This window comes from Sphingobacterium sp. UBA5789, assembly GCF_002418355.1.
In the GTDB taxonomy this organism is placed as follows: domain Bacteria; phylum Bacteroidota; class Bacteroidia; order Sphingobacteriales; family Sphingobacteriaceae; genus Sphingobacterium.
This window is the reverse complement of the sequence record NZ_DIDX01000006.1, coordinates 194,154-218,530: the sequence shown is the minus strand read 5'-3', so window position 1 is coordinate 218,530 and position 24,377 is coordinate 194,154. Positions and strand designations below refer to the sequence as shown.

General features: G+C 42.1%; 14 protein-coding genes. All 14 read left to right on the top strand.

Annotation, left to right across the window (positions count from 1 at the left end; translation table 11 throughout):
- Positions 1-91 precede the first annotated feature (91 nt).
- The 14 genes from B4B65_RS17105 to B4B65_RS17040 all read left to right on the top strand — a co-directional run bounded on the left by B4B65_RS17105 (position 92) and on the right by B4B65_RS17040 (position 24,369).
- Complete coding sequence (locus B4B65_RS17105; RefSeq protein WP_293917214.1) at positions 92-1,366, top strand: TIM barrel protein; 1,275 nt, start codon at positions 92-94, stop codon at positions 1,364-1,366.
- Positions 1,367-1,393: 27 nt separating this feature from the next.
- Complete coding sequence (locus B4B65_RS17100; protein WP_293917212.1) at positions 1,394-2,767, top strand: FGGY-family carbohydrate kinase; 1,374 nt, start codon at positions 1,394-1,396, stop codon at positions 2,765-2,767.
- Between the two features lie 3 nt (positions 2,768-2,770).
- Positions 2,771-3,937, top strand: coding sequence for an alpha-hydroxy acid oxidase (locus tag B4B65_RS17095; RefSeq protein WP_201680683.1), 1,167 nt, complete (start codon positions 2,771-2,773; stop codon positions 3,935-3,937).
- 191 nt (positions 3,938-4,128) lie between these two features.
- Positions 4,129-5,268, top strand: a complete 1,140-nt coding sequence (locus B4B65_RS17090; RefSeq protein WP_293917209.1) for a glycoside hydrolase family protein — start codon at positions 4,129-4,131, stop codon at positions 5,266-5,268.
- Positions 5,269-5,304: 36 nt separating this feature from the next.
- Positions 5,305-6,750, top strand: a complete 1,446-nt coding sequence (locus tag B4B65_RS17085; RefSeq protein ID WP_293917206.1) for a glycoside hydrolase family 28 protein — start codon at positions 5,305-5,307, stop codon at positions 6,748-6,750.
- A gap of 14 nt (positions 6,751-6,764) precedes the next feature.
- Positions 6,765-8,186, top strand: coding sequence for a glycoside hydrolase family 28 protein (locus B4B65_RS17080; protein ID WP_293917205.1), 1,422 nt, complete (start codon positions 6,765-6,767; stop codon positions 8,184-8,186).
- 2 nt (positions 8,187-8,188) lie between these two features.
- Entirely contained in the window at positions 8,189-11,806 is a 3,618-nt protein-coding gene (locus B4B65_RS17075; RefSeq protein ID WP_293917203.1) for a DUF4450 domain-containing protein, read from the top strand.
- A gap of 68 nt (positions 11,807-11,874) precedes the next feature.
- Positions 11,875-14,052 carry a hypothetical protein gene (locus B4B65_RS17070; RefSeq protein ID WP_293917201.1) on the top strand — a complete coding sequence of 726 codons (2,178 nt, stop codon included), beginning with the start codon at positions 11,875-11,877 and terminating at the stop codon, positions 14,050-14,052.
- Between the two features lie 28 nt (positions 14,053-14,080).
- Complete coding sequence (locus tag B4B65_RS17065; protein WP_293917198.1) at positions 14,081-15,928, top strand: rhamnogalacturonan lyase; 1,848 nt, start codon at positions 14,081-14,083, stop codon at positions 15,926-15,928.
- Positions 15,929-15,953: 25 nt separating this feature from the next.
- The gene (locus B4B65_RS17060; protein ID WP_293917196.1) at positions 15,954-16,694 is read left to right on the top strand and encodes a rhamnogalacturonan acetylesterase; all 741 of its coding nucleotides are present in this window, start codon (positions 15,954-15,956) and stop codon (positions 16,692-16,694) included.
- 32 nt (positions 16,695-16,726) lie between these two features.
- Positions 16,727-17,872 (top strand): glycoside hydrolase family 88 protein, encoded by a 1,146-nt coding sequence (locus B4B65_RS17055; protein WP_293917192.1) that lies wholly within the window; start codon positions 16,727-16,729, stop codon positions 17,870-17,872.
- A gap of 54 nt (positions 17,873-17,926) precedes the next feature.
- Positions 17,927-20,680, top strand: coding sequence for a glycosyl hydrolase (locus B4B65_RS17050; protein ID WP_293917189.1), 2,754 nt, complete (start codon positions 17,927-17,929; stop codon positions 20,678-20,680).
- A 72-nt stretch (positions 20,681-20,752) separates the two neighbouring features.
- Positions 20,753-21,784: a GntR family transcriptional regulator gene (locus tag B4B65_RS17045; RefSeq protein WP_201680673.1), complete on the top strand. Its 1,032-nt coding sequence runs from the start codon at positions 20,753-20,755 to the stop codon at positions 21,782-21,784.
- Between the two features lie 389 nt (positions 21,785-22,173).
- Positions 22,174-24,369, top strand: a complete 2,196-nt coding sequence (locus tag B4B65_RS17040; RefSeq protein WP_236582293.1) for a fasciclin domain-containing protein — start codon at positions 22,174-22,176, stop codon at positions 24,367-24,369.
- The last annotated feature ends 8 nt before the right edge of the window (positions 24,370-24,377 follow it).

Below are 24,377 nucleotides of genomic sequence, written 5' to 3'. Positions count from 1 at the left end.
TGACATTAAAGGATTTGGGGGAGAGGTATGAGAATCCTTTAATATATTTGATTTTGCAAGAATTACTGATTATAAACAAACAAACCGAACCATGTTAATTAAAGATAGTTTAATTGAGGAGTATAATAACCTGCATTTGGATGCACATAAACGCAGGTTTACATTTTTAGCCGAAACGCTTTCCAATACGGAAGAAATCATACAAAAATTAGGCGTCTTTCAGATCGCTATTCCAAGCTGGGCTTTAGGTACCGGGGGGACACGTTTTGGCCGTTTCTCCGGACAGGGAGAGCCCGGGACACTGGAACAGAAAATAGAGGATGTGGGATTACTGCATAAACTGAACCGTTCAAGCGGAGCAATCTCGTTACATATCCCCTGGGATATTCCTCAGGATGCAGAAGCTATCAAGCAGCTGGCTAGCTATCACGGACTGGTATTTGATGCGGTCAATTCCAATACTTTTCAGGATCAGAAAGATCAGAAATACAGTTATAAATTTGGGTCTCTTCACCATGTAGATCCCCATGTGCGGCAGCAGGCTATCGATCATAATGTGGAAGTGATCCGTCATGGTATTGCTTTAGGATCGAAAGCGCTGACTGTGTGGCTGGCAGACGGATCATCATTTCCGGGACAGTTGAACTTTAGAGAAGCATTTCAAAATACACTTTCTTCGTTAAAAGAAATCTATAAGCATCTTCCGGCAGACTGGAAACTGTTTGTTGAGTACAAAGGTTTTGAACCGTTTTTTTATTCGACAACTATTGCAGATTGGGGACAATCACTGCTATTGGCCAATAAATTGGGGGACCAGGCCTATACATTAGTGGATCTGGGACATCATCTCCCAAATGCTAATATCGAACAGATCGTATCCCTGCTGTTAATGGAAGGTAAGCTGGGAGGTTTCCATTTCAATGATTCCAAATATGCGGATGATGATCTGACAGCCGGAAGTATAAAACCTTATCAGTTGTTTTTGATTTTCAATGAACTGGTCGAAGGTATGGATGCAAGAGGAATGGATCATGCCACTGGTTTAGGCTGGATGATCGATGCTTCCCATAATCAAAAAGATCCGCTGGTGGATCTGCTGCAGTCTGTGGAGGCGATTAAGATTGCATATGCACAGGCATTGTTAGTAGATCGTGCAGCGTTGAAGGAAGCACAGCAGCAGAATGATGTTGTGAAGGCTCAGGAGATTTTGCAGGATGCATTCCGTACAGATGTGAGAAGTATTGTTGCCGAATCCAGACTCCGTGAAGGCGGCGCATTGAATCCGGTCGAGTTATATCGTCAATTGGGTGTTCGTGATATCCTGACACAAGAGCGTGGTACCGGTAGTGTCGCTACAGGATTGTAAGAACAGTAATTTCATAAACTCAACCGTATGAAACCCATACCCGTTATAGCCGTATTTGATGTGGGTAAGACGAACAAAAAACTATTTCTATTCGATGAGAATTACAGAATAGTATTTGAGCGGTCTGCCCGGTTTTTAGAAACTGAAGATGAAGATGGCGACCCCTGTGAAAATCTGGAAAGCCTCAGACTCGCTGTTTTTGATTCGTTGCACGAAGTATTCCGTAAACCTCAGTTTGAGGTAAAGGCCATTAATTTTTCATCCTATGGAGCAAGTTTTGTCTACCTGGATGAAGATGGCCGGCCGTTGACGCCTTTGTATAATTATTTAAAGAATTATCCGGATGCATTAGCACAAAAGATATATGACCAGTATGGAGGTGAAGAGACTTTTTCCAAAGAGACCGCTTCTCCTGCATTAGGAAGTTTAAATTCGGGGTTACAACTCTACCGTATGAAGGAAGAGAAGCCTGAGATTTTTAAGAAAATCAAGCATGCCCTGCATTTACCACAGTATCTGAGTTTTCTGTTGTCAGGACAATATTACGCAGACAAGACAAGTATAGGTTGCCATACCACGTTGTGGAACTTTAAAGATAACGGTTATCATAGATGGGTTAGTAGAGATGGTGTCATCGATAAGATGGCACCTATTTGTAACTCTGATGAAGTATTCAAGTCTGCATTTCCGGGTAGCCCCTATGTGATCGGAACAGGCTTACATGATAGTTCTGCCGCTCTGATCCCTTATCTGTTCAATTTTCAGGATCCCTTTATTCTGATTTCTACCGGAACCTGGAGTATTTCATTCAATCCGTTTAATCACAGTGAGCTTACTTTAGAAGAGTTGCGGGCAGATTGTCTCTTCTATCTGAGTTATAAAGGAACGCCGGTGAAAGCTTCTCGCCTGTTTGCCGGATATGAACATGAGTTGCAAAGCAAAAGAATTGCCACCCATTTTCAGGTATCTACAGCCAAATTCAGAACAGTGACGACCAACTGGAAAACCATAAAGCACTTGAAGTCTGTAGATTCTGTTAAAAAATTTTCAATTAAGACTTTTTCTGAACGAGATTTGAGTATCTTTGAGGACTATGAAACTGCTTATCATCAGTTGATCATGGATATTGTCGAGGTTCAGTATATTGCCACAAAGAGAGTAATGGATGAGACAAATATTCATCGGATATTTGTAGATGGTGGTTTCAGTAAAAATCCCATATATATGAGCCTTTTATCTGAAAAGTTTGAACACCAGGAGGTGTTTGCAGCTTCTATGGCACAAGCCACAGCTATCGGTACGGCATTGTCCATTCATCGCCACTGGAATAGCAACCCTATTCCTAATGATCTGATAGAACTGAAATTTTACGCAAAAAATAACTTTAAAACTGTCAGCTAATCCATGGAAAGTCCTAATTTACTAAAATACGATCCTAGATATCCTTCAGTTGCCGATTTAAAGAAAAGAGCAAAACAACGTATTCCTAAATTCGCCTTTGATTATCTGGAGGGAGGATGTAATGAAGAAGTCAATCTGAGAAGAAACGAACGTGATTTTGAGGATATCCTCTTAAAACCAAGTTATCTGCAGAAGTACAACGGAATCGATATGTCTACCACTATTTTCGGACATAAATACGATGCTCCTTTTGGTATTTCGCCAATCGGTCTGCAGGGATTGATGTGGCCCAATGCCCCGGAAATTCTGGCGAAAGCTGCGGCTAAACACAATGTCCCTTACATCCTCAGTACCGTTTCAACAAGCAGTATAGAGCGTATTGCGGAAGTATCGGGTGGTAAAGCCTGGTTCCAATTGTACCATCCGACGGAGAACAGATTGCGGGATGATATTATCAAAAGATTACAGGATGTAGAATGTCCTGTATTGGTTGTCCTTATCGATGTGCCTTCTTTTGGTTTGCGTTACAGAGAGATCAAAAGTGGTCTTTCGATGCCGCCTAAAATGAATATCAGTAATATATTTCAGGCGTCTATCCGTCCGGTGTGGGGTATAGAAACCCTGAGACATGGTATTCCGAGTTTTGCAACCTTACAGCCTTATATGGAAAAAGGGCTTAACATGAGTCAGCTGGGTCAGTTTATGAATCGTACATTCACAGGACGTGTAGATATTGAAAAGATCAAAGCGATACGGGATATGTGGAAAGGTAAGCTTGTGTTGAAGGGAGTTGTGACGGAAGAAGATATGAGAGCCTGTATAGAGATAGGAGTAGACGGGGTTATTGTTTCGAATCATGGCGGACGTCAGGTTGATGCAGGAGAATCATCGATTGCATCATTACAGCGGTTAGCTAAAGATCCTGAATTTACAAATAAGATCACTATCATGATGGATGGAGGGCTTCGCTCAGGACCGGATATCGGTCGTGCTCTGGCAAGCGGTGCCGAATTTGCTTTTATGGGCAGACCATTTATGTATGGTGTGGGAGCTTTAGGAACCAAAGGAGGTGATCATACTATTGCGATGTTTAAAGCGCAGCTTAAGCAAGTAATGGAGCAAGTCTCTTGTGAAAAAATTGTAGATTTTCCGAACGCTCTCATTAAATAGTTTTATAGCTACTATAAAGTATAAGAAGGCTGATTCATCATTTGAATCAGCCTTTTTTAGTGGAATATCTTTCTTCTGTAAAAGTAATGTGACGTAGATCGAAATTCAGGATGGTGCAGGATGCTGTTTTATGGAAGGTGGTTTATCTTGCGGTAAATAACCAATCAAAAAATTGATACAGCAAATGAAAAATGGAAACATTTTTTTTGCTAACAACTGGTAAACCGGATTTTCTAATGATTTACAACAGAAAGAAATTTTTAACACTTTTTGCACAGACACTTGGGTTGATCGCTTGTCATTCGACAGTGCTTGGGCAGATCTCTGTTTTAAAATTGCGGGAATCAGCATTTTCAAAAGGATTGAAATATATTGGCCGTGCATTAGAGCTGGAAGGTTATTTTGTGTGGTGCAGTTCACCAATCTATGACAACCAGGGACAGGTACATGTATTCTTCTCCAGATGGAAGCAGGAATTGGGTATGGGGGGCTGGCTCAAAGGATCAGAGATAGTACATGCTGTTGCACCTTCGCCGGATCAGCCTTTAGTGGTTAAAGAAACGGTACTTTCTCCGCGTGGAGCCGGTTACTGGGATGCCACCACTTGTCATAATCCGTCAATAACCCGGTTCAATAATACGTATTACCTCTATTATATGGGCAATTCTAACGGTAAGACCAATACCAAAAGAATTGGTCTGGCAACCGCTGAATCATTGGACGGACCCTGGAAGCGCACAGATCAGCCTATCCTGGAAGCAGGTGAAGAAGGGAGCTGGGATGACCATTGTACAACGAACCCTACAGTAATACAAACAGCGGATAAGGCATATTACCTTTTTTACAAATCCTGGAATACAGCCGACTATCTGGCAGAGAAAGGTGCCATACGTGGTAATCGTAAATATGGATTAGCCGTTTCATCTTCTCCAGAGGGACCTTTTAAAAAATATGCGCAGAATCCTGTTATTGATTTCTCTGCAAAAGGAGGGAATGCGCAGTTTGAAGATGCCTTTGTGTGGATCGAAAAGGGTATGTTTTATATGATTGCCCGGGATATGGGTGTTCAGAGTCACGAAGACGGGTTATTGATGCGGTCTGCTGATGGTAAGAAGTGGTCTGAACCTGCACTTGCTTTCCAGGCTATGTCTGCATACACCAAAGAAGGGCCTTACCCGACATCTCTCAAACGTATTGGCCGGCTGGAACGTCCCATGCTGCTTTTAAATAAAAAAAATCAGCCTGAATGGCTGTTCGGAGCTTCTCAGGGAGGAAAATATAATACTTCTTCAGCTATGGTTTTCCGTTGTAATCCAAACCAGATTTGGTAATTTTTTCAAATTGTAACCTATTAAAACAACTATATCATGAACGTATTCAAATGTAATCCAAGAGCCTTCGCCCCCAAAGCCATGTTGATGGGCATCCTTTTGGTATTTGTTTCATTCACAGCTTTTGCTACGTCAGACCCAAGCTGGGTAGGCAAGGTAGGCGCAAGAAATTTTAAGATCGGTAAGGCAGTCGTATATGCCAACGATTTTGGGGCCAGGGAAGATGGAAAGACCATAAGCACAAAAGCTATTCAGCAGGCAATAGATGCCTGTGCAAAAAAAGGCGGAGGTAAGGTGCAATTCCGGCCGGGCAAATACCTAACGGGTTCTATTTTTATCAAATCTGGTGTATTTCTGCATGTGGATGAAGGAGTAGAGCTCTTAGGTAGCCAGTCTTTGGAAGATTATCCGCAAATCAATACCCGTGTGGCAGGCATAGAAATGGTCTGGCCTGCAGCTCTTGTGAATATCAACGGACAGCAAAAAGCCGGAATTTCCGGAAAGGGAATCATTAACGGACAAGGCAAGCCTTTTTGGGATGCGTACTGGAAGTTAAGATCTGAATATGATAAGAAAGGATTGAGATGGATTGTGGATTACGATGCACAACGTCCACGCACTGTGATCGTAGATGGAAGTGAGGATATTATTATCAGAGACGTGACCCTGAAGCAGGCAGGTTTCTGGACGGTTCATTTACTTTATTCTTCCTATGTTACAGTAGATGGGATTATTATTAAGAATAATATTAATGGCATCGGTCCGAGTACAGACGGTATTGATATTGATTCATCTAAGTGGATCCGTATACAAAATGCAGACATAGATTGTAATGATGATAATTTCTGTATTAAATCCGGTCGCGACTGGGATGGTCTGCGTGTCAACAGACCGACAGAGTATGTCCTTATCACCGACTGTATATCCCGTAAGGGAGATGGTCTGATTACCTTTGGAAGTGAAACTTCCGGAGGGATGCGCCACATTATCGCGCGTAATCTCAAAGCACATGGTACTAAAGTTGGAATTCGTCTCAAATCAGCACGTAACCGGGGTGGAGTTGTAGAAGATATTCTTCTTGAAAATATACAGATGGACAGCGTCAGGACAGCATTTGAGATAACTCCAAACTGGAATCCGGCTTACAGTTATTCTAAACTGCCGGCAGGATATGATATAGATAAAGTGCCTGACCATTGGAAGAAAATGGTGACACCTGTAGAACCTGCAAGTAAAGGAATCCCAACATTTCAGAATATACAGATCAAAAATGTCTTTGTGAAATTTGCACAACGTGCTATCCATGTGGATGGTTTGCAGGAAAACCCCTTACAAAAATTCAGCCTTGAAAATGTTACTATCACGGCAAAGACGGCAGGCGTAATCCGTCATGCTAAAAACTGGCAGTTGAACAATGTAAAAGTAACGTCTCAGGATGGAACAGCAGTCGTACTTGAAGATACTGAAAATATTAACCTATAAGCCCTTAAACTAACATGAAGAAGATCTTTAATCTCAATACTATAGCAGCTGTTGTCTGCATGCTAATCATGTGTTCTGCATCTGCGCAGGAAAAAGTGTGGACCGATGTTTCGCAGCCTTTACAGGAAATCGAAGCATTGCGAAAAGTTATTGTCAGACCTACATTCAAAAATAAGGATTACAATATTGCCGACTTCGGGGCGAAAGGAGATGGCGTCACCAAGAATACAGAAGCTTTCCGCCTGGCTATAGAAAAATGTCATGCTGAAGGTGGTGGCCGGGTTGTGGTTCCTCACGGAGTTTTTCTGACGGGTGCTATTTATCTCAAAAGTAATGTCAACCTGCATCTTACCGATGGTACTACTATTTTGTTTAGTCGTGACAGTTCGGATTATCCTATTGTATTTACGCGTTGGGAAGGTATGGAATGTATGAACTATTCTTCCTTTATCTATGCTTATGGAGAAGAAAATATCGCTATCACTGGTAAAGGAACATTAGACGGGAATTCAGATAATGATAATTGGTGGTGGTGGTGCGGAGCCCGCAAATATGGATGGAACGAATCCAGGAGCGGAGAACAAAAGCCTGCCAGAGCCAGACTGCATACGATGATGCATCAGGAAGTCGATGCTAAACAACGGGTATTCGGAGACGGACAGTACCTGAGACCCAACTTTGTACAGCCTTACAACTGTAAAAATATCCTTATTGAAGATATCAGGATGATCAATTCGCCCATGTGGAATCTGAATCCTGTATTGTGTGAAAACGTAACTATAGAACGTGTTAAAGTGATTAGTCACGGACCAAACAATGACGGTTGTGATCCGGAAGCCTGTAAAAATGTACTTATAAAAGATTGTTATTTCGACACCGGAGATGATTGTATTGCCATCAAATCGGGCAGAGATGAGGACGGGCGCAACATCGGCCGTCCTGCTGAGAATCATATCATTGAAAATTGTATTATGAAAGACGGACACGGCGGTGTCGTTATCGGTAGCGAAATCGCTGGCGGAGCACGTAATATTTACGCACTTAATAATAAGATGGATAGTCCTAATCTGGACCGTATCCTTCGGTTGAAAACAAGCTCGAGCCGTGGAGGTATTATTGAAAATGTCTTTATGAAAGATGTAGAAGTAGGTACATACAAGGAAGCGGCTGTCAAATTCAATATGTTTTACGAAAAACCAGGCGATCATATCCCTACTATCCGCAATGTATGGGTAGAGAATATGCATGTTAAAAAAGGCGGAAAATATGCGCTGATGTCAGCTGCATATGAAAGTTCACCCATTAAAAATTTCCGTATGGTCAATTGTGAAATCAATGGTGTGAAAGAACCTTATATGGTGGATTATCTGGACAATATCATATTTGAAAATGTAATTATTAATGGTGTAAAAACAGAGGCTCCTGCAGGAAAGTAGAGATGAGATTCAGAAAGATACATATTGTTGGATTATTGGTGACGGGGGCTTCCTTGTGGGCTCCTGTTGCCTTTAGTCAAACAGCAGATTACTGGCATGGAAAAGAGCGGACCTTACATTACCGCCCTGACGGTCAGGATATCGTACTGGTAAAAGGTGTACGTAAATTTAATCGTGCCCTGTATGGTACGAATACAGCCTTTCGTGTTGAAGCCGGGGACCGTCCTGAATTTGCATTATATATGCCCGGAATGGGGGGCAATCTGCAGTTTGTACTTCAATCGGGTAAGAAAATGATCCGGTTTGATGACCTTACACTGGCAGATGTTCGCTATACTTCCGGAAGTATGGTCTATACAATCAATGACAAAGTATTGGGCGGAGGGGAATTGCAGATTACCGTGTTGGCTCAGGCGGATGAAGAGGGGATGATCGTAGAAGTTAAATCAAAAAATGTTCCGGACGGAATAGCCTTGATCGCTGTATACGGAGGTGCAAGTGGAAAAACATTCAGTCGTGCCGGAGATATAGGAGCAGATCCGGAATCCAGTTTTTATCTGTTGCCGGAGTACTGTGAACATAATACCTACCAGATCAATAAAAATAATTTTCAGGTATCCTACCCCAATAAAAAGGGAGAACTGCAATATCTGGCGGGATCATTTTCCGGAAAACCGGAGGTCAGACTGATCAATGCCTCTGCGTTGAAAGATGTGGATCAGTTGTGGAACAGTACCGCTACAACAACTCCGGCAATAGCCGCAAAATATAAACTGAATCAAACTGCAACTGCCTATGTTGCTATTCAACGAGGACAAGGCAAAGGAGTAAAAGCACCTCAGCTCTCTCTCCAGAAACTGTTTGATCAAAGTAAAAATAAAGTGCAGACCTTAGCCGGACGTATACGTTTACATACGCCGGATGAACATATCAATACGGTCGGAAGTGCGCTTGCGCTTGCTGCAGACGGAATATGGGAATCGCCTACCTATTTGCATGGTGCTGTCGCCTGGCGTATGCGGCTGAATGCCTGGAGAGGTGCATATGTGGCCAATCCATTGGGATGGAATGACCGTGCAGAAGCCCATTTCAGAAGTTATGTCCATTCACAGGTTACAGATCCTCCGGTGGGAAAAGTCATTGCAGACACCGCACTTAATATTGCCAGACATCTGGAAAAAATGGGTACAGCCATGTTCTCAAGTGGTTATATCTCCCGGAATCCGAACAATAATACAGTACCGCATCATTATGATATGAATCTGGTCTTTTTCGATCAGCTGTTTACACATTTTCAGTATACCGGAGACCGGACCTTTCTGAAAGAAGTCTGGCCGGCTATCAAGAGACATCTCGCCTGGGAAAAGCGGAATTTTGATATGGACGGAGATGGATTGTATGATGCCTACTGTGCTATCTGGGCCAGTGACGGTTTACAATATTCTGGAGGAGGAGTTACCCATACTTCGGCTTACAATTACCGGGGAAATATGATGGCTGCCCGACTGGCAAAAGTAATGGGAGAAGATCCAACTCCATATGAACGGGAAGCGGAGAAAATCAGACAGGCTTTGCTGGCAAAGCTCTGGATCAAAGACAAAGGTTATTTTGCGGAATTTAAGGATTTATTAGGTGAACAATTGCTACACGATCAGCCCGGAGTATGGACGATCTATCATGCACTGGATGGACGCTTTATGGATGCATTTCAGGCCTATCAGGCATTACGTTATATAGACGATTATATCCCGCATATTCCTGTCCGCGTGGCTGATGCGAAAGATCAGGGCTTGTATACCTTATCCACAACAAACTGGCAACCCTATACCTGGTCAGTCAATAATGTGGCTCTGGCAGAGAATCTGCAGACAGCACTGGCTTACTGGCAGGCGGGAAGAGAGATGAAAGCTTTTGAACTCTGGAAAAGTAACCTTATTGAAAGCATGTTTTACGGAGCCAGTCCGGGTAATTTTCAACAGCTTTCGTTCTATGATGCAGAGCGGGGTGAATTGTACCGTGACTTTGCAGATCCAATCGGAGTAGCTTCCAGAACTCTTTTTGAAGGTTTATACGGAATTCTACCAGATGCCTTAGCAGATACACTGACCATTCAGCCGGGATTACCTGTAAGCTGGGAGTACAGTACATTAGAAAGTCCGAATATTGATTTTGACTTTAAGCTCCATAATAATATAGAGCACTATACCATCAAACCTAAGTTTCAGCAGAAGATGAACTTAAAACTGGTTCTCAAAGCCAGAAAGGCAGGTGTCCAGTCGCTATCTGTTAATGGAACTGCGGCATCATGGAAAATTATTGAAAATGCTGTGGGAGCAGCTAAAATAGAAATCTATGCAGCAAAAGCAGATCATTATGATGTTCAGATCCGATGGACAGACCAGGAATTAGAAAAGATCAGTTATGTGCAGACTACTCCTGCAGATACACACCTTTCTATACAATCCGGTAAAGCACAGATTCAGGCTGTAAATGATCCGCAGGGACTGCTCGAAAGTCAGGATATAAGTAAAGGCACATTCCAGCTTAAAGAAAAGCGCAATCGGGGAACTTTCTTTGTCAAAGTCAAACAACAGGATTTCAGCTGGTGGCAACCTGTAGATTTACGTATTACAGAACCTTTGGAGTTGTCTGTAAAAGAAAGTCCGGATCAAACATCTGTAACGCTGACGATGAAAAATCAGTCCGGAAAACTGATTCAGGGAAGTTTGTTTATCGATCAAAAACAAGTACAGTCTGTTCAGCTGGCACAGCAGGAAACACGAGATATAGTACTGCCGATGACCGTATTTCAATCAGGGACAAATACCCTTGAGGTAGTGGGAAAAACGGAAACACTCGGAACCGTTCAGTATAGCAATTGGACATTACCCTTAGCGGCTAAAGTCGAGATAGTTAATCTGAAACCTTATTTTAATGATGCTGTTACACAGATTTTCCAGAATAAATACTGGAGCCCACGTCCGGCATCACCGACATTGCAATTGCCTGTTCAGGGGATTGGAAACTGGTGCTATCCGAATACAACAGCGACTATTGATGATACCGGATTACGAGCTGCATCTGTCAACGGAGTATTTAACCTGCCAAATGGATTGTCTTTCGGCATCTTAGCTGCTAAAGGAAATAATATCGTCTTTACTTCTCAATGGGATAATTTTCCGACAGAAAAGGATATTCCGCTATCAGGCAAAGCCCGACATGCCTATTTCCTGATGGCAGGCTCAACCAACCCTATGCAAAGTCAGCTGATCAATGCCGTCATACAGATACAGTATACAGATGGAACAACAGCAGAACTGACCTTACGTAATCCCGAAAACTGGTGGCCAATAGAACAGGATTTTTCAGAAGATCCATATGCGTTCGTATTGAAGCAGGATCGTCCGCTCCGGGTACATCTGAAAACGGGAGAAGTAGTCAAAGGTGGCGAAGCGAAATATGTAGAAATAAAGGGATTTACAAAACGTGGTATTGACGGAGGAGCTGCAACAGTACTGGATCTGCCATTAGATGCTAAGAAAGAACTTAAAAGCCTCAAACTGAAATCGGTTGCCAATGATGTTGTTGTGGGATTGATGGGCTTAAGTCTGTTGCGATAAGGTATTGTAAACCAATAATTACGCAGCAGGAGATAAAAATAAAACTAAAAATGTTAAAGATAAAAGCTATGAAAATCAATTTGGGGACAATGCTGTCAAGACTGACTACAGCAGTCGTTTTGATGACGGTACCTTTTGCTGTACAACATACCGATGCGCAGCAAATGGATACCAAAATTGATCGTAAGAAAGTGGTTATGCGCCACAATGTTCAGAATACACAGTTAGATACGTTATCTTCTCTTACTATCGGTAACGGTAAATTTGCCTTTACTGTGGATGCTACAGGATTACAGACCTTTCCGGAATTGTATAAAGGGGGTGTGTCATTAGGGACGCAGTCAGAATGGGGATGGGATACTTTTCCGAATAAGGGGAATTATAAATTTGAGGAAACGCTAAAAGCCTATGACTTTAATAATGAAGGCAGACAGGCGCTCTATAGTATCCAATGGAAAGATGGCGGAAGAAATAGTGAAGCCACTAATTATTTCCGGGAAAATCAGCATCGTCTGCAACTGGGGAATATCGGATTAGAGATCACGAAGAAAAACGGACAACCTGTGCAATCCTCCGATATCACAGCGATCCGGCAGGAGCTGGATATGTGGACAGGTATTGTTTCCAGTTCGTTTGAGGTAGAAGGGGAGCCTGTGAAAGTATCCACTGCGGCCCATCAGGATCTGGATCAGATCGCTGTAAAAGTCACTTCTGACCTCGTTAAACAAGGCCGGTTGAAAGTATTTATCCGCTATCCGTATCCAACCGCTAAATTTCTGGACGAGGGCGCATATTACGGACAGGAAGACCAGCATCAGACCAGCATTACCCATAGCAATAATACCAGCGGAGAAATTCGCCATCAACTTCAGGGAACTGTATACCAGACCGTGTTAGCCTATTCTAAAGGAACGGTTAAAAAGGGTAAGCAGGCACATTACTTTGTGTATGAACCCGTAAATACGAGCAGCACTTTTGAATTCAGTGCAGCATTTGCCCCACAGACGATTAAACATGTCCCGCTATATAAGGCTACAGAAGAAAGCAGTGTAAAAGGCTGGAATGCCTTCTGGAAAAGCGGTGCGGCTATAGATTTTGAAGGCAGCACGGACACACGGGCCTTTGAATTAGAAAGAAGAGTAGTGCTGTCCCAGTATCTGACTAAAGTGCAGTGTGCCGGCAACTATCCACCTCAGGAAACCGGACTGACATTCAACAGCTGGTATGGTAAACCGCATACAGAGATGCATTGGTGGCATGCCGTTCACTTTGCCCTGTGGGGACGTGTGGATCTTATGGAAAAGAGTTTTGGATATTACCAGAATACATTAGAAAAGGCACGTGAAATAGCCAAAAGACAAGGGTATGAAGGTGTAAGGTGGCAAAAAATGTCTGACAACGAAGGTAATGAAAGCCCTTCATCCGTAGCCGCTTTCCTTATCTGGCAGCAGCCCCATATTATCTATATGGCTGAGCTGGCTTACCGGGATAAAAAGAATCCGGAAATCCTTGAAAAATATAAAAATCTGGTTTTTGAAACAGCAGAGTTTATGGCTTCTTATCCGACCTACGATAAGCAGAAAGATCAATATAATCTTGGAAAAGGAGTGATTCCGGCGCAGGAAGTATTTCGGGCAGCAGATACACAGAATCCTACTTATGAATTAGCCTATTGGGACTGGGCGCTGCGGATAGCACAGGAATGGAAAGTAAGACTTGGACAACCCAGAAATCCGAAATGGGATACAGTCATTCAAAAACTGGCACCTCTGCCGGTACAGGGTGATGTATATCTCGCAAATGAGAGCGCTACTGACTCCTATACAAATCCACGTTGGCTGACCGATCATCCTGCAGTCCTGGGCGGACTGGGAATGGTTCCCGAATCGGCAAAGTTGAATAAGGTTATTATGAAAAATACCTTGGATACAGTGTGGAAAGTCTGGTCATGGTCAGATACCTGGGGTTGGGATTTTCCGATGACAGCTATGAATGCCGCCCGGTTAAATCTGCCTGAAAAGGCTCTGGAAGCTTTATTTATGCCAATACGTACCAATACCTATTTACGTAACGGACATAACTTTCAGGATGGCAGACTGCGTATTTATCTGCCGGGAAATGGTGGGGTACTGACTACTGTTGCGATGATGGCCGAAGGTTGGGATGCTAGTACCGGTGAATTACCCGGATTTCCGAAAGACGGGACATGGAAAATTAAGAAAGAAGGTTTTCATAAGATGCCTTAATCAGTAACCAACGATCAGAAAAAGTGTTATGAAAGGTTATAAAGTTGCATTACTGTTATTACTATTTGTTAATAGCGGACATGTAATGGCACAACGTGCTATGGAGTATCTGGATCGAGGATTGTCTCTGACAAATGTCGATCCCCAGCATGTATTGCTGAGTTGGAGATTGCTGGGAACAGATCATCCCAACACCGGATTCAATGTGTTTCAAAAACAAACAAACGGGAAAGATATACTACTCAATCCGACACCGATCACAAACAGCACTAATCTATTAGTTACAGTGGCAGCAGATTCTGCTACATTCTATGTCGAGACCCTAGGTGACAATAAACCTAATCAATACTCCGGAACGATTACCTTCCATCCCGATGACCGAAAGAATTATACGAGTATAGCACTGCAGCCTTTGGATGGCTATCGGGTGAATGATGCCAGTGCTGCAGATCTGGATGGTGACGGAATTTACGAATTGGTTCTTCATCGTACCGGAAGAAGTAAGGATAACTCGCAGGAAGGATTGACAGATCGCCCTGTATTGGAAGCGTATAAACTGAATGGCACTTTTCTATGGCGGATCGATCTGGGTATCAATATCCGGGAAGGAGCACATTATACCCAATTTATGGTGTATGATCTTGACGGAGATGGGCGGGCGGAACTTGTTTGCAAGACAGCTGACGGAACGACAGACGGAAAGGGCAAGATAATAGGAGATGAAAAAAAAGACTGGCGCAATGAAGTAGGAAGAATATTGGACGGACCTGAGTACCTTACCGTATTCGATGGTCTCACCGGTGCAGAGCGGCATACTGTCGGTTATATCCCGGATCGTTATCCGGTAGACGGATGGGGAATCGGTAGCCATAATGATAGTAAGGGAAATCGTGCGGATCGTTTTTTGGCTGCGGTAGCTTATCTGGATGGTGAACATCCAAGCGTATTGATGTGCAGAGGATATTATGGCCGTGCTGCGATTGTGGCCTGGGATTTTGTAGATGGAAAACTCCGCCCACGCTGGAAATTTGATTCTCAGAATGGGGACAGCCCCTATTCCGGACAAGGATTTCATAATCTGAGTATTGCTGATGTAGATAATGATGGTCGGGACGAGATTGTATATGGCTCAATGACTATTGATGATGATGGCAAAGCTTTATACAGCAGTGGGTTTGGACATGGTGATGCGAATCACGTCGGAGACTTGGATCCGGACAGTCCGGGGCTGGAGATCTTTACGATTCACGAACATCCGAAAGAAGATAAACCCGGTGCAGTACTAAGAAGAGCTTCTGATGGTAAAGTGTTGTGGGCAAAAGCTTATGGTGTAGATATAGGACGTGGAGCAGCGGATAATATCGACGATTCGAATCCGGGAGCAGAAATGTGGTTTTCAGGAGACAAAAATTTATATAACAGTGCCGGTAAGCGGATCGGCCGGGCACCTAATTCTGCCAATTTTCTGATCTGGTGGGATGGCGATCTGGAAAGAGAATTGTTAAATGGTATCGCAGTCTCCAAATATGGGAAAGGAGAGATTTTCAGAGCGCAAGGTTGTGTATCGAACAACGGAACTAAATCAACTCCGGTTTTAAGCGCAGACCTGTTCGGGGACTGGAGAGAAGAAGTTATTTTTGCCAGCGAAGATCAAACCGAACTGCGTATATATGCAACACCACATCTAACCCATCACAGGTTGTATACCTTGATGCATGATCCGCAGTATAGACTCAGTATCGCCTGGCAAAATGTAGGATATAATCAGCCACCTCATACCAGTTATTTTGTTGGTAAAGATATGGCACCTATCCGGCAGCCAAATATTACAATTGTAAAACCTGTATACCCGAAAGATGAAACGATCAGGCCTTAATATCTGCTTTTTAGCAGTCTTCCTCATGGCTGTATCTTTTACAGCTCCGCAGCGCAAACCGGTTATCTTTTTGATCGGAGACTCTACTGTAAAAAATGGTAAAGGAAAAGGAGATGGAGGACAATGGGGTTGGGGAAGCGTTTTGGAACAATATTTTGATACGACGAGGATAGATATTCAAAACCGGGCATTAGGAGGCACAAGTACACGTACATTTATCAGTAAGGGATTATGGAAAAATGTGCTCGATGAGCTTAACAACGGAGATTATTTAATGGTACAGTTTGGCCACAACGACGGCAGTCCTTTGGATGATACAGCAAGAGCAAGAGGCACGATCAAGGGAATCGGAGATGAAGTAAAAACCATTTATAATCCTATAAGCAGACAGGAAGAAATTGTCCATACCTATGGCTGGTATCTGACAAAGATGATACAGGAGGCAAAGCAGAAAGGTGTACACGTCATCATCTGTTCACCTGTACCGCGAGACAGATGGAAAGATCATAAAGTAGAGCGGGCTGAAGGAAGTTATCCTTCCTGGGCTGAGCAGGTGGCACAAAATAATAAGGTTCCTTTTATTGATCTTCATCATCTCATAGCGGATGAATATGATAAAATCGGTAAAGAGAAAATTGTTGCTTATTTCACTGCTGCAGATCATACCCATACCAGTTATGAAGGTGCTCAAAAAAATGCACAGATTGTTGTTCAGGCAATAAAAGAATTAACACAAACAGAATTGAAGAATTACCTCCTGCCTTAATACACAAAAAATAAAACAGAAGAACTAAACATATGAAGACGAATTCATTGAAGAGCCTATTTACTATTTTATCCGTTTTTTTTCTGACGGTTCAGGTTAGCGGGCAAAATTTCACGAGCAAAAAACAAGTTGTTAAAGATCTGCGACTGGCCAATGATTATTTTATGAATAAATGGCCTGATCCAACCAAAAATATTATTACCAATAAAGAACGTACTTCTAATATCTGGACCAGGGGAGTATACTATGAAGGATTACTGGCATTCTATGGTATTGATCAGCAAAAGCGTTATTATGATTATGCTGTAGAGTGGGCGGACTTTCATAAATGGCTGCCGGTAAGAGGAGAGCGATACACACGTCATGCAGACAATCAGAATTGCGGACAATCTTATATTGATCTGTACAGAATTGACCCTCAACCTGTACGTATAGCTGGTATTAAAGAGAATATCGATTCTGTGATACGGAGTGGTCGTGTCAATGACTGGACATGGATCGATGCTATACAAATGGCAATGCCCATTTTTGTCAAATTGGGAGTGACCTATAATGATCCTTCTTACTTTGATGCCATGTACAAATTTTATCATCATATTAAATACAAAGAAGCACAGCACGGACTTTATAATCCGAAAGATCAGTTGTGGTGGAGAGATAAGGATTTTGTACCTCCATATAAAGAACCAAACGGAGAAGATTGTTATTGGTCCAGAGGTAATGGCTGGATCGCAGCCGCTCTGGTACGTGTACTGGAAGAACTTCCTAAATCAGACCCCCACTATCAGGAATATGAATCGGATCTGAAAAATCTTTTGGCGGCTCTTGTTCCTTTACAGCGAAAAGATGGATTCTGGAATGTAAGTTTGCACGATCCTAATCATTTCGGAGGGAAAGAAGCTTCAGGTACAGCTTTATTTGTCTATGGTATGGCCTGGGGAATTAATAATGGTATTCTGGATAAGAAAATATATCTTCCGGTAGTGGAGAAGGCCTGGACAGCGTTGCGTAAAGAATCTTTACATAAAAACGGATTTTTAGGCTATCTGCAGGCAACCGGAAAGGAACCAAAAGATGGTCAGCCTGTCACTTATACCAGTGTGCCGGATTTTGAAGACTATGGATTAGGATGTTTCTTATTGGCCGGAACCGAAATATATAAGTTAGTTAATAAATAGACTGTTTATGAGTTCCCGATCAGGGAATTAGATGATTTTATCAGTAGCTGAGATATGATTTTTAAGAAGATAATTACTGCAGCAATCATGCTGGGCACATTTTCTCTGACGCAGGCACAGGTATCAGATTGGCCTGTATTGAAAAGCAGTATGAAGCCCTGGGTAAGATGGTGGTGGATGGGAAGTGCAGTCTCTGATACAGAAATATCGGCATTACTCCGACAGTATCATCATGCAGGATTAGGAGGGGTGGAGATCGCACCTATCTATGGTCCCAAAGGAGCCGAATCTGCATTTATTCCACATCTTTCACCGACATGGGTAGATCGTCTTCAGCATACCTTAGCTACTGCTGATGAAATCGGTATGGGCGTAGACCTGACAAATGGTACCGGCTGGCCATTCGGAGGTCCTCAGGTGACGGAAGAATACGCGGCCAGTAATATCATAGTCAACACTTTTAGCCTAAGCAAAGGCAGGAATAATCTGGAGATTACCTGTAAAGATCCGAAACAAAAAGATCCGCCATTAATTTCCTTACTCGCTTACGGTCCTAAAAATCAAAAAATCGATCTTCTGAAACAGGTCAAAGAAGGAAAACAATTGAACTGGACAGCCCCTTCCGCCGGATGGACTGTCTATGCCGGATTTTTGGGTAAGACGCGCCAAAAAGTCAAACGCGCAGCTCCGGGTGGAGAAGGCTATACCCTGGATCATTTTTCAGGGAAAGCACTGCAGGCCTATTTACAACCCTATCAGGAAGCACTAAAAACACAACCTCGTCATCCCAGGGCATATTACAACGATAGCTACGAAGTGTACGGGGCGAACTGGACAGCAGAGCTTTTTGATTATTTCCAAAGGATAAAAGGATATGACCTTCGTCAGTACATCGGAGAAGTATTCGGAGATGTGAAGCATCCGAATCGGGACAGACTCAAAGCGGATTATCGGGATGTAGTATCACAGCTGTTATTGGAGAACTTTACTAAAAGCTGGACCTCATGGTCTCATACAATGGGGTCTGTTACGAAAAATCAGGCGCACGGATCACCGGGTAATTTGCTTGATCTGTACGCAGCTGTAGATATACCCGAAACAGAAACATTCGGATCCAGTTATTTTCCGATTCAGGGATTAAGAAGAGACAGTGCAGATGTACGTAAAGTAGACCCGGATCCCATGATGCTGAAATTTGCCTCTTCAGGGGCACATGTATTGGGGAAAACGCTTGTCTCGGCAGAAACATTCACCTGGCTGACCGAGCATTTCAAAACATCATGGGCACAATGTAAACCTGAAGTTGAACAACTTTTTTTGTCGGGGATCAATCATGTATTCTATCATGGTACGACGTATTCTCCGGCTGATCAGCAGTGGCCGGGATGGCTTTTCTATGCATCAGTCAATTTTGTTCCTGCGAATAGTCTCTGGTCACATCTGGACGGATTGAATTCATATGTAACCCGAACACAGTCCATACTGCAATCCACAGTTAATGATAATGAAGTGTTGCTGTACTGGCCTGCCCATGATATCTGGAACGATGATAAGGGAACCCTTAAATCGTTGACTATACATAATATAGATAAATGGTTACATCCATCTGATTTTTATAAGGAAGCAGTACATCTGCAAACGAGCGGCTATTCCCTCGATTTTGTTTCGGATGAGCTTCTGAAAGGAATGATAATAGATGGAGATAAGTGGAAGTTAAAGAATAGCAATACAGATTTATCGTATAAAGTACTGATTGTACCCAAGGTTGCCTATATGCCGGTAGAAACATTGGAAAAAATAATGGAAATAGCCAGACAGGGAGGAAAAGTAATATTCCATCAGCTGCCGGCAGATATTCCCGGGTTTAAAGATCTGGATAAACGGCGTCTGATCTTTCAGAAAATAGTAAATCCCTTGAAAAATAAGCGCCGGATAGTAGTCGGCAAAGGAGAGATTGTGATTGGAAATGATATCGTAAACAGTCTGTCCGGGATGAATATCATGGGCGAATCTATTATTCAAAAAGGGTTAAAATTTATAAAACGTAAAAAAGGAGATCAGACCTACTATTATGTAGTCAATCATTCGGATCATACCATCGATGAGCAAATCATCTTTCAGACAAAAGGTTCATCATGGAAAATAATGGATCCGTTAACCGGTCAGACGGGCAAAGCGCAGTCTGATAAGGCAAAACCAAATCAGGTCAGAGTGAAAGTCAGATCCGGTGAAGCGCTGTTCTTTGTAGCGGAAAAGACAGCTGAGCCTGCTCTTCCGGATTGGAACTATCTGGATCATCAAAAAGATGAAGTAAGACTGAATACGAGCTGGTCACTGAAATTTGTAGAAGGAGGTCCGGTTATTCCGCAACCAAAGCAACTTGATAAATTACAGCCATGGACCTCTCTTTCGGATTCTGTTGCAGATAACTTTTCCGGAAAAGCGGTATACAGTACGCAGTTTGAAATCGGGGAAGTACTTCCTGATAAGCATTATGTATTACAGTTAGATACGCTGTACGAATCTGCAAAAATCAGGATCAACGGTCAGGATGCTGGACAGATCTGGAGTTTACCGTATACCTTGCCTTTAGGTAATTTATTAAAAAACGGGACGAATACGATCGAGATAGAAGTTGCTAATTTAATGGCAAACCGTATTCGTCAAATGGATCGTAACGGGCAGAAAAGACAGGACTATTATGACACTAAATTTGTCAATATTGACTATGAACCTTTCCGTGCTGATACATGGTCAGTGATGCCTTCAGGGCTTGCGGGACGTGTCGTTATCAAAATATATGACTAAAAAAACAGGAATGTAAACCCAATATTTGATTTTGAATCAATATATTTGTTAGACCTTTTATCTACACTATATATGCGATCTAATCACCTACATGCCGTATTACAACTTGATAAGACGTCTGCTGCGCCGAAGTATCTTCAGCTGGCGAATGCGATTATGAAAGCTATCCGTGTAGGGGATTTATCCAAAAATGATCTTCTCCCTTCTATCAACGAGTTGAGTGCTATATTGGATTTGTCACGTGATACGATAGAGAAAGGGTATCGCTATCTCAAGAAAAACGGGATTATTCTCTCCGTACCCGGAAAAGGTTATTTTATTGCACATACGGACTTGGATAAAAAAGGCTATATAGCTTTGTTTTTCAATAAGTTGAGTGCGCATAAAAAGATCGTATACGATTCATTTGTAAAGACAATGGGCGAAGACTACGGTATAGATCTTTTCGTATATAATAATGATGTAAATTACTTCAAATCCCTTCTCAAAAACCTTAACAAAGATTATCAGCATATAGTCGTCATCCCTCATTTTATCAAGGGAAAGGATCAGGAAATAGATATTATCCGTGAGATTCCGAAGGATAAACTGATCGTGCTGGGAAAAGAATTACCCGAACTACAGGGAGAGTATGCATGTGTATATGAAAACTTTGAAAAGGATATCTACAGCGCACTTAAACAGGCTAATAAAAGTCTGTCCAAATATAAAACGCTCAAACTAATATTTCCGGATAATAGTTATTTTCCCAAAGGCATTATAAAAGGGTTCTATAAATTCTGCCAGGAATTTAAATTTGAACACCTTCTGGTCAGCAATATTCAAAAGGAACAGATTAGTGCGGGAGAAGTATATATAAATCTTATCGAAGAAGATCTTGTTCGTCTTCTTGACAAAGTGATTTCGCTGGATCTGGAGATAGGAAAAGATGTAGGGCTGATATCCTACAATGAGACACCACTCAAAAAATTTATCCTGAGCGGTATTACAACCATTTCTACCGACTTTAAGGAAATGGGTAAACTGGCGGCAAAAGTAATTCTTAACAAATCCACCGCTAAGATCGAAGTTCCTTTTTATCTGAAGATGAGAAATTCGTTATAACCTGTTTTTTGCCGGTAGTACAGCTTATTGAACACTAAATCCTCCACGTTTTTTTTCTTTTTCTGCTTTTTGCAATTTCTGCCGTAATCAGACTGTAAATCTGAATAGCTGCGTTTAAAGCATTGCTAATAGGAATTACCTGTTTTTTTATATCCGAAATACAATCAGGATAGGGCAGGATGGTTGTATTATATGGGCTTACTATTTTTACAGAACCAGAACATTAAACTTAAATAATAACCAATTAGACAAACAAATTAATCAGGAGATATTCTTGTATAGAAGCAAACTATTCGGACACTTAGTGCAACCGATTGCTTAGCGGAATTTTATCTCATGATGAAGTGTTGTCGACCAGACAAACTAATATTAAACCTATGCAATCCGCTATGAAAAAAGTATACCCTTTTGTATGCAGCATGTTTCTGATCATGTTCTTTTACGGCTGTAGAAAAAGTGAACTGGTGTCGCACTATGAACGCCCTGACTGGTTAAAAGGAAATGCCTGGGAATTGCTTTCCTCACGCCCTGATCAGCAGCTCTTTCTGTCTGCTGTAGAAAAAACAGATATGAAGGGTGTGCTCATCGGCAATGGAATTTCAACCGTTTTGGCTCCAACTGATGAAGCATTCCGCAACTACCTGAATAAAAAAGGTTATACAGGAATTGATCAGGTACCTTTGAACGAACTCAAAAAAGTGGTTAACTATCATATTGTTTACTATGCCTTTGATAAGCAGAAATTTACAAATTATCAGCCGCAGGGAGTAGACAAAGTAGAGCCCTTGCGTGCAGGACTGTATTACAAACACCGCACAAGAAGTAAAGATGAAATCTCTACACTGCCTGATCCGGTTACGGGAGCAACCCGCAAAATATTTCATAAAGACCGCTTTTTACCTGTGTTTTCCAATATGCACTTCAGTACAAAAGGTATAGATGCTAAATCAAACTATGAATATTTCTATCCGGGAAGTACATGGAATGACGGGGGATTCAATATGTCTAATGCACGTGTACAGGAATATGCTATACCTACAGATAACGGATATGTTTATATTCTTGATGATGTCATCGAACCCTTAGAAAACCTACATACTGTCCTTGAAAAACAAACAGATTATGCTGATTTCCTGCATACCTATGACCGTTTCAAAACGCTGTGGTATGATGTGGAGGCCACTAAAAATTATGCGGCTGCGGGCGATTCCCTTTTTATTGTAAAGCATGGATCGCTGCCGCATATTTCTTCAGAATGGTCCTATAACGGTGAGGGAGGAATAGCAGATTATGCCAATCTTGGAGAGCTGGCTTACACCGCATTTAATGTATTTGCACCCAAAAATGATGCTTTACAGAGCTTTTTCAATAGCTATTGGCGCAATTACTATACAGATCTTAAATCTGTAAACTTCATGCCTTTAGCCTTATTGATGGCAAACCACGTCTATCAGGAGAATATTGTTTTCCCTCAGGAAATCACCGGTAGTAAGCAGTTGAAAAGTACATTCGGCTCGGTCATCAAATTTGATCCTAATCTGGATGTAGTTTCTAAAGGAATTGCTTCTAACGGAGTCTATTACGGATTGAATAAAGTTATCGTTCCGGATATGTTTTACAGTGTTACCGGACCGGTACTGCAGAATCCCAAATACAAAATATTCCTTCAGATGCTGGTCAATACGGGTCTGATCAGCACATTGATGAGCCGTGATCTGAATTATACCCTGTTTATACCGTCTGATGAAGTGATTCTCAATACCCTTTATGGAGATAGTTATATTTTCTGGAATGAAGGAAACCCGTTGGTATTTGGAGATGAAGTCGTCGAGGTGGAAAATACGGATGGTGTAAAAGTTGCTATGAGCAGACAAGCTCAGGAGTTGTTTATTTCTAATCATATCGTGAGTAACAATGTAACCCAGATAGGAGGTAAACAAGTGTTCCGTACACGTAATCCATTCAGCTATATATATGTAAAGAATGAAGGAGTATCTTCTTCCAATGCCTATAATATGAATACCAATATCAAGGCCTCAAAAATCGCGGGGTCATGGTTTAACGGATCCGCTTATGAAGTTGAAACAGCTTTATTGAGAGAAACAGGAACCATCAAATTTACCTTATCGGGAGCAACAGCAGCAGGCAATACATTAAATGAATTTTCAGAATTTTCCAAGCTGCTGGTACAGGCAGGTTTGATGGAAACCGGAAGCCAGTTATCCTTTATGTTTGGAAACAATTTTTTACTGTTTGCGCCTGATAATGCGGCGGTACTTGCAGGGATCAGCAGCGGTAAAATACCAACGGTAAAAGCTGATCTGGCCGAGTACCTGAAATATTACTTTGTTTCTGTTCCAGATAATTCGCTCAGTGATTATCCGTTTCCGGGATTTCAAGTTGAAGGATCCTGGATAACAGCCAAACGTAATGGACAGACCTTCCGCATGCTTGGCGTTAAGGATAGCGGGACTGCCCTCAATCTGACTGCTTATAATGGCGAGACAGCAACTGTCACAAGTGAATTTCCAAAGATTTTCAGTGATGGAGCTGTGTACAAGATCAACAAGGTGTTTACTAAATAATAGCAGAC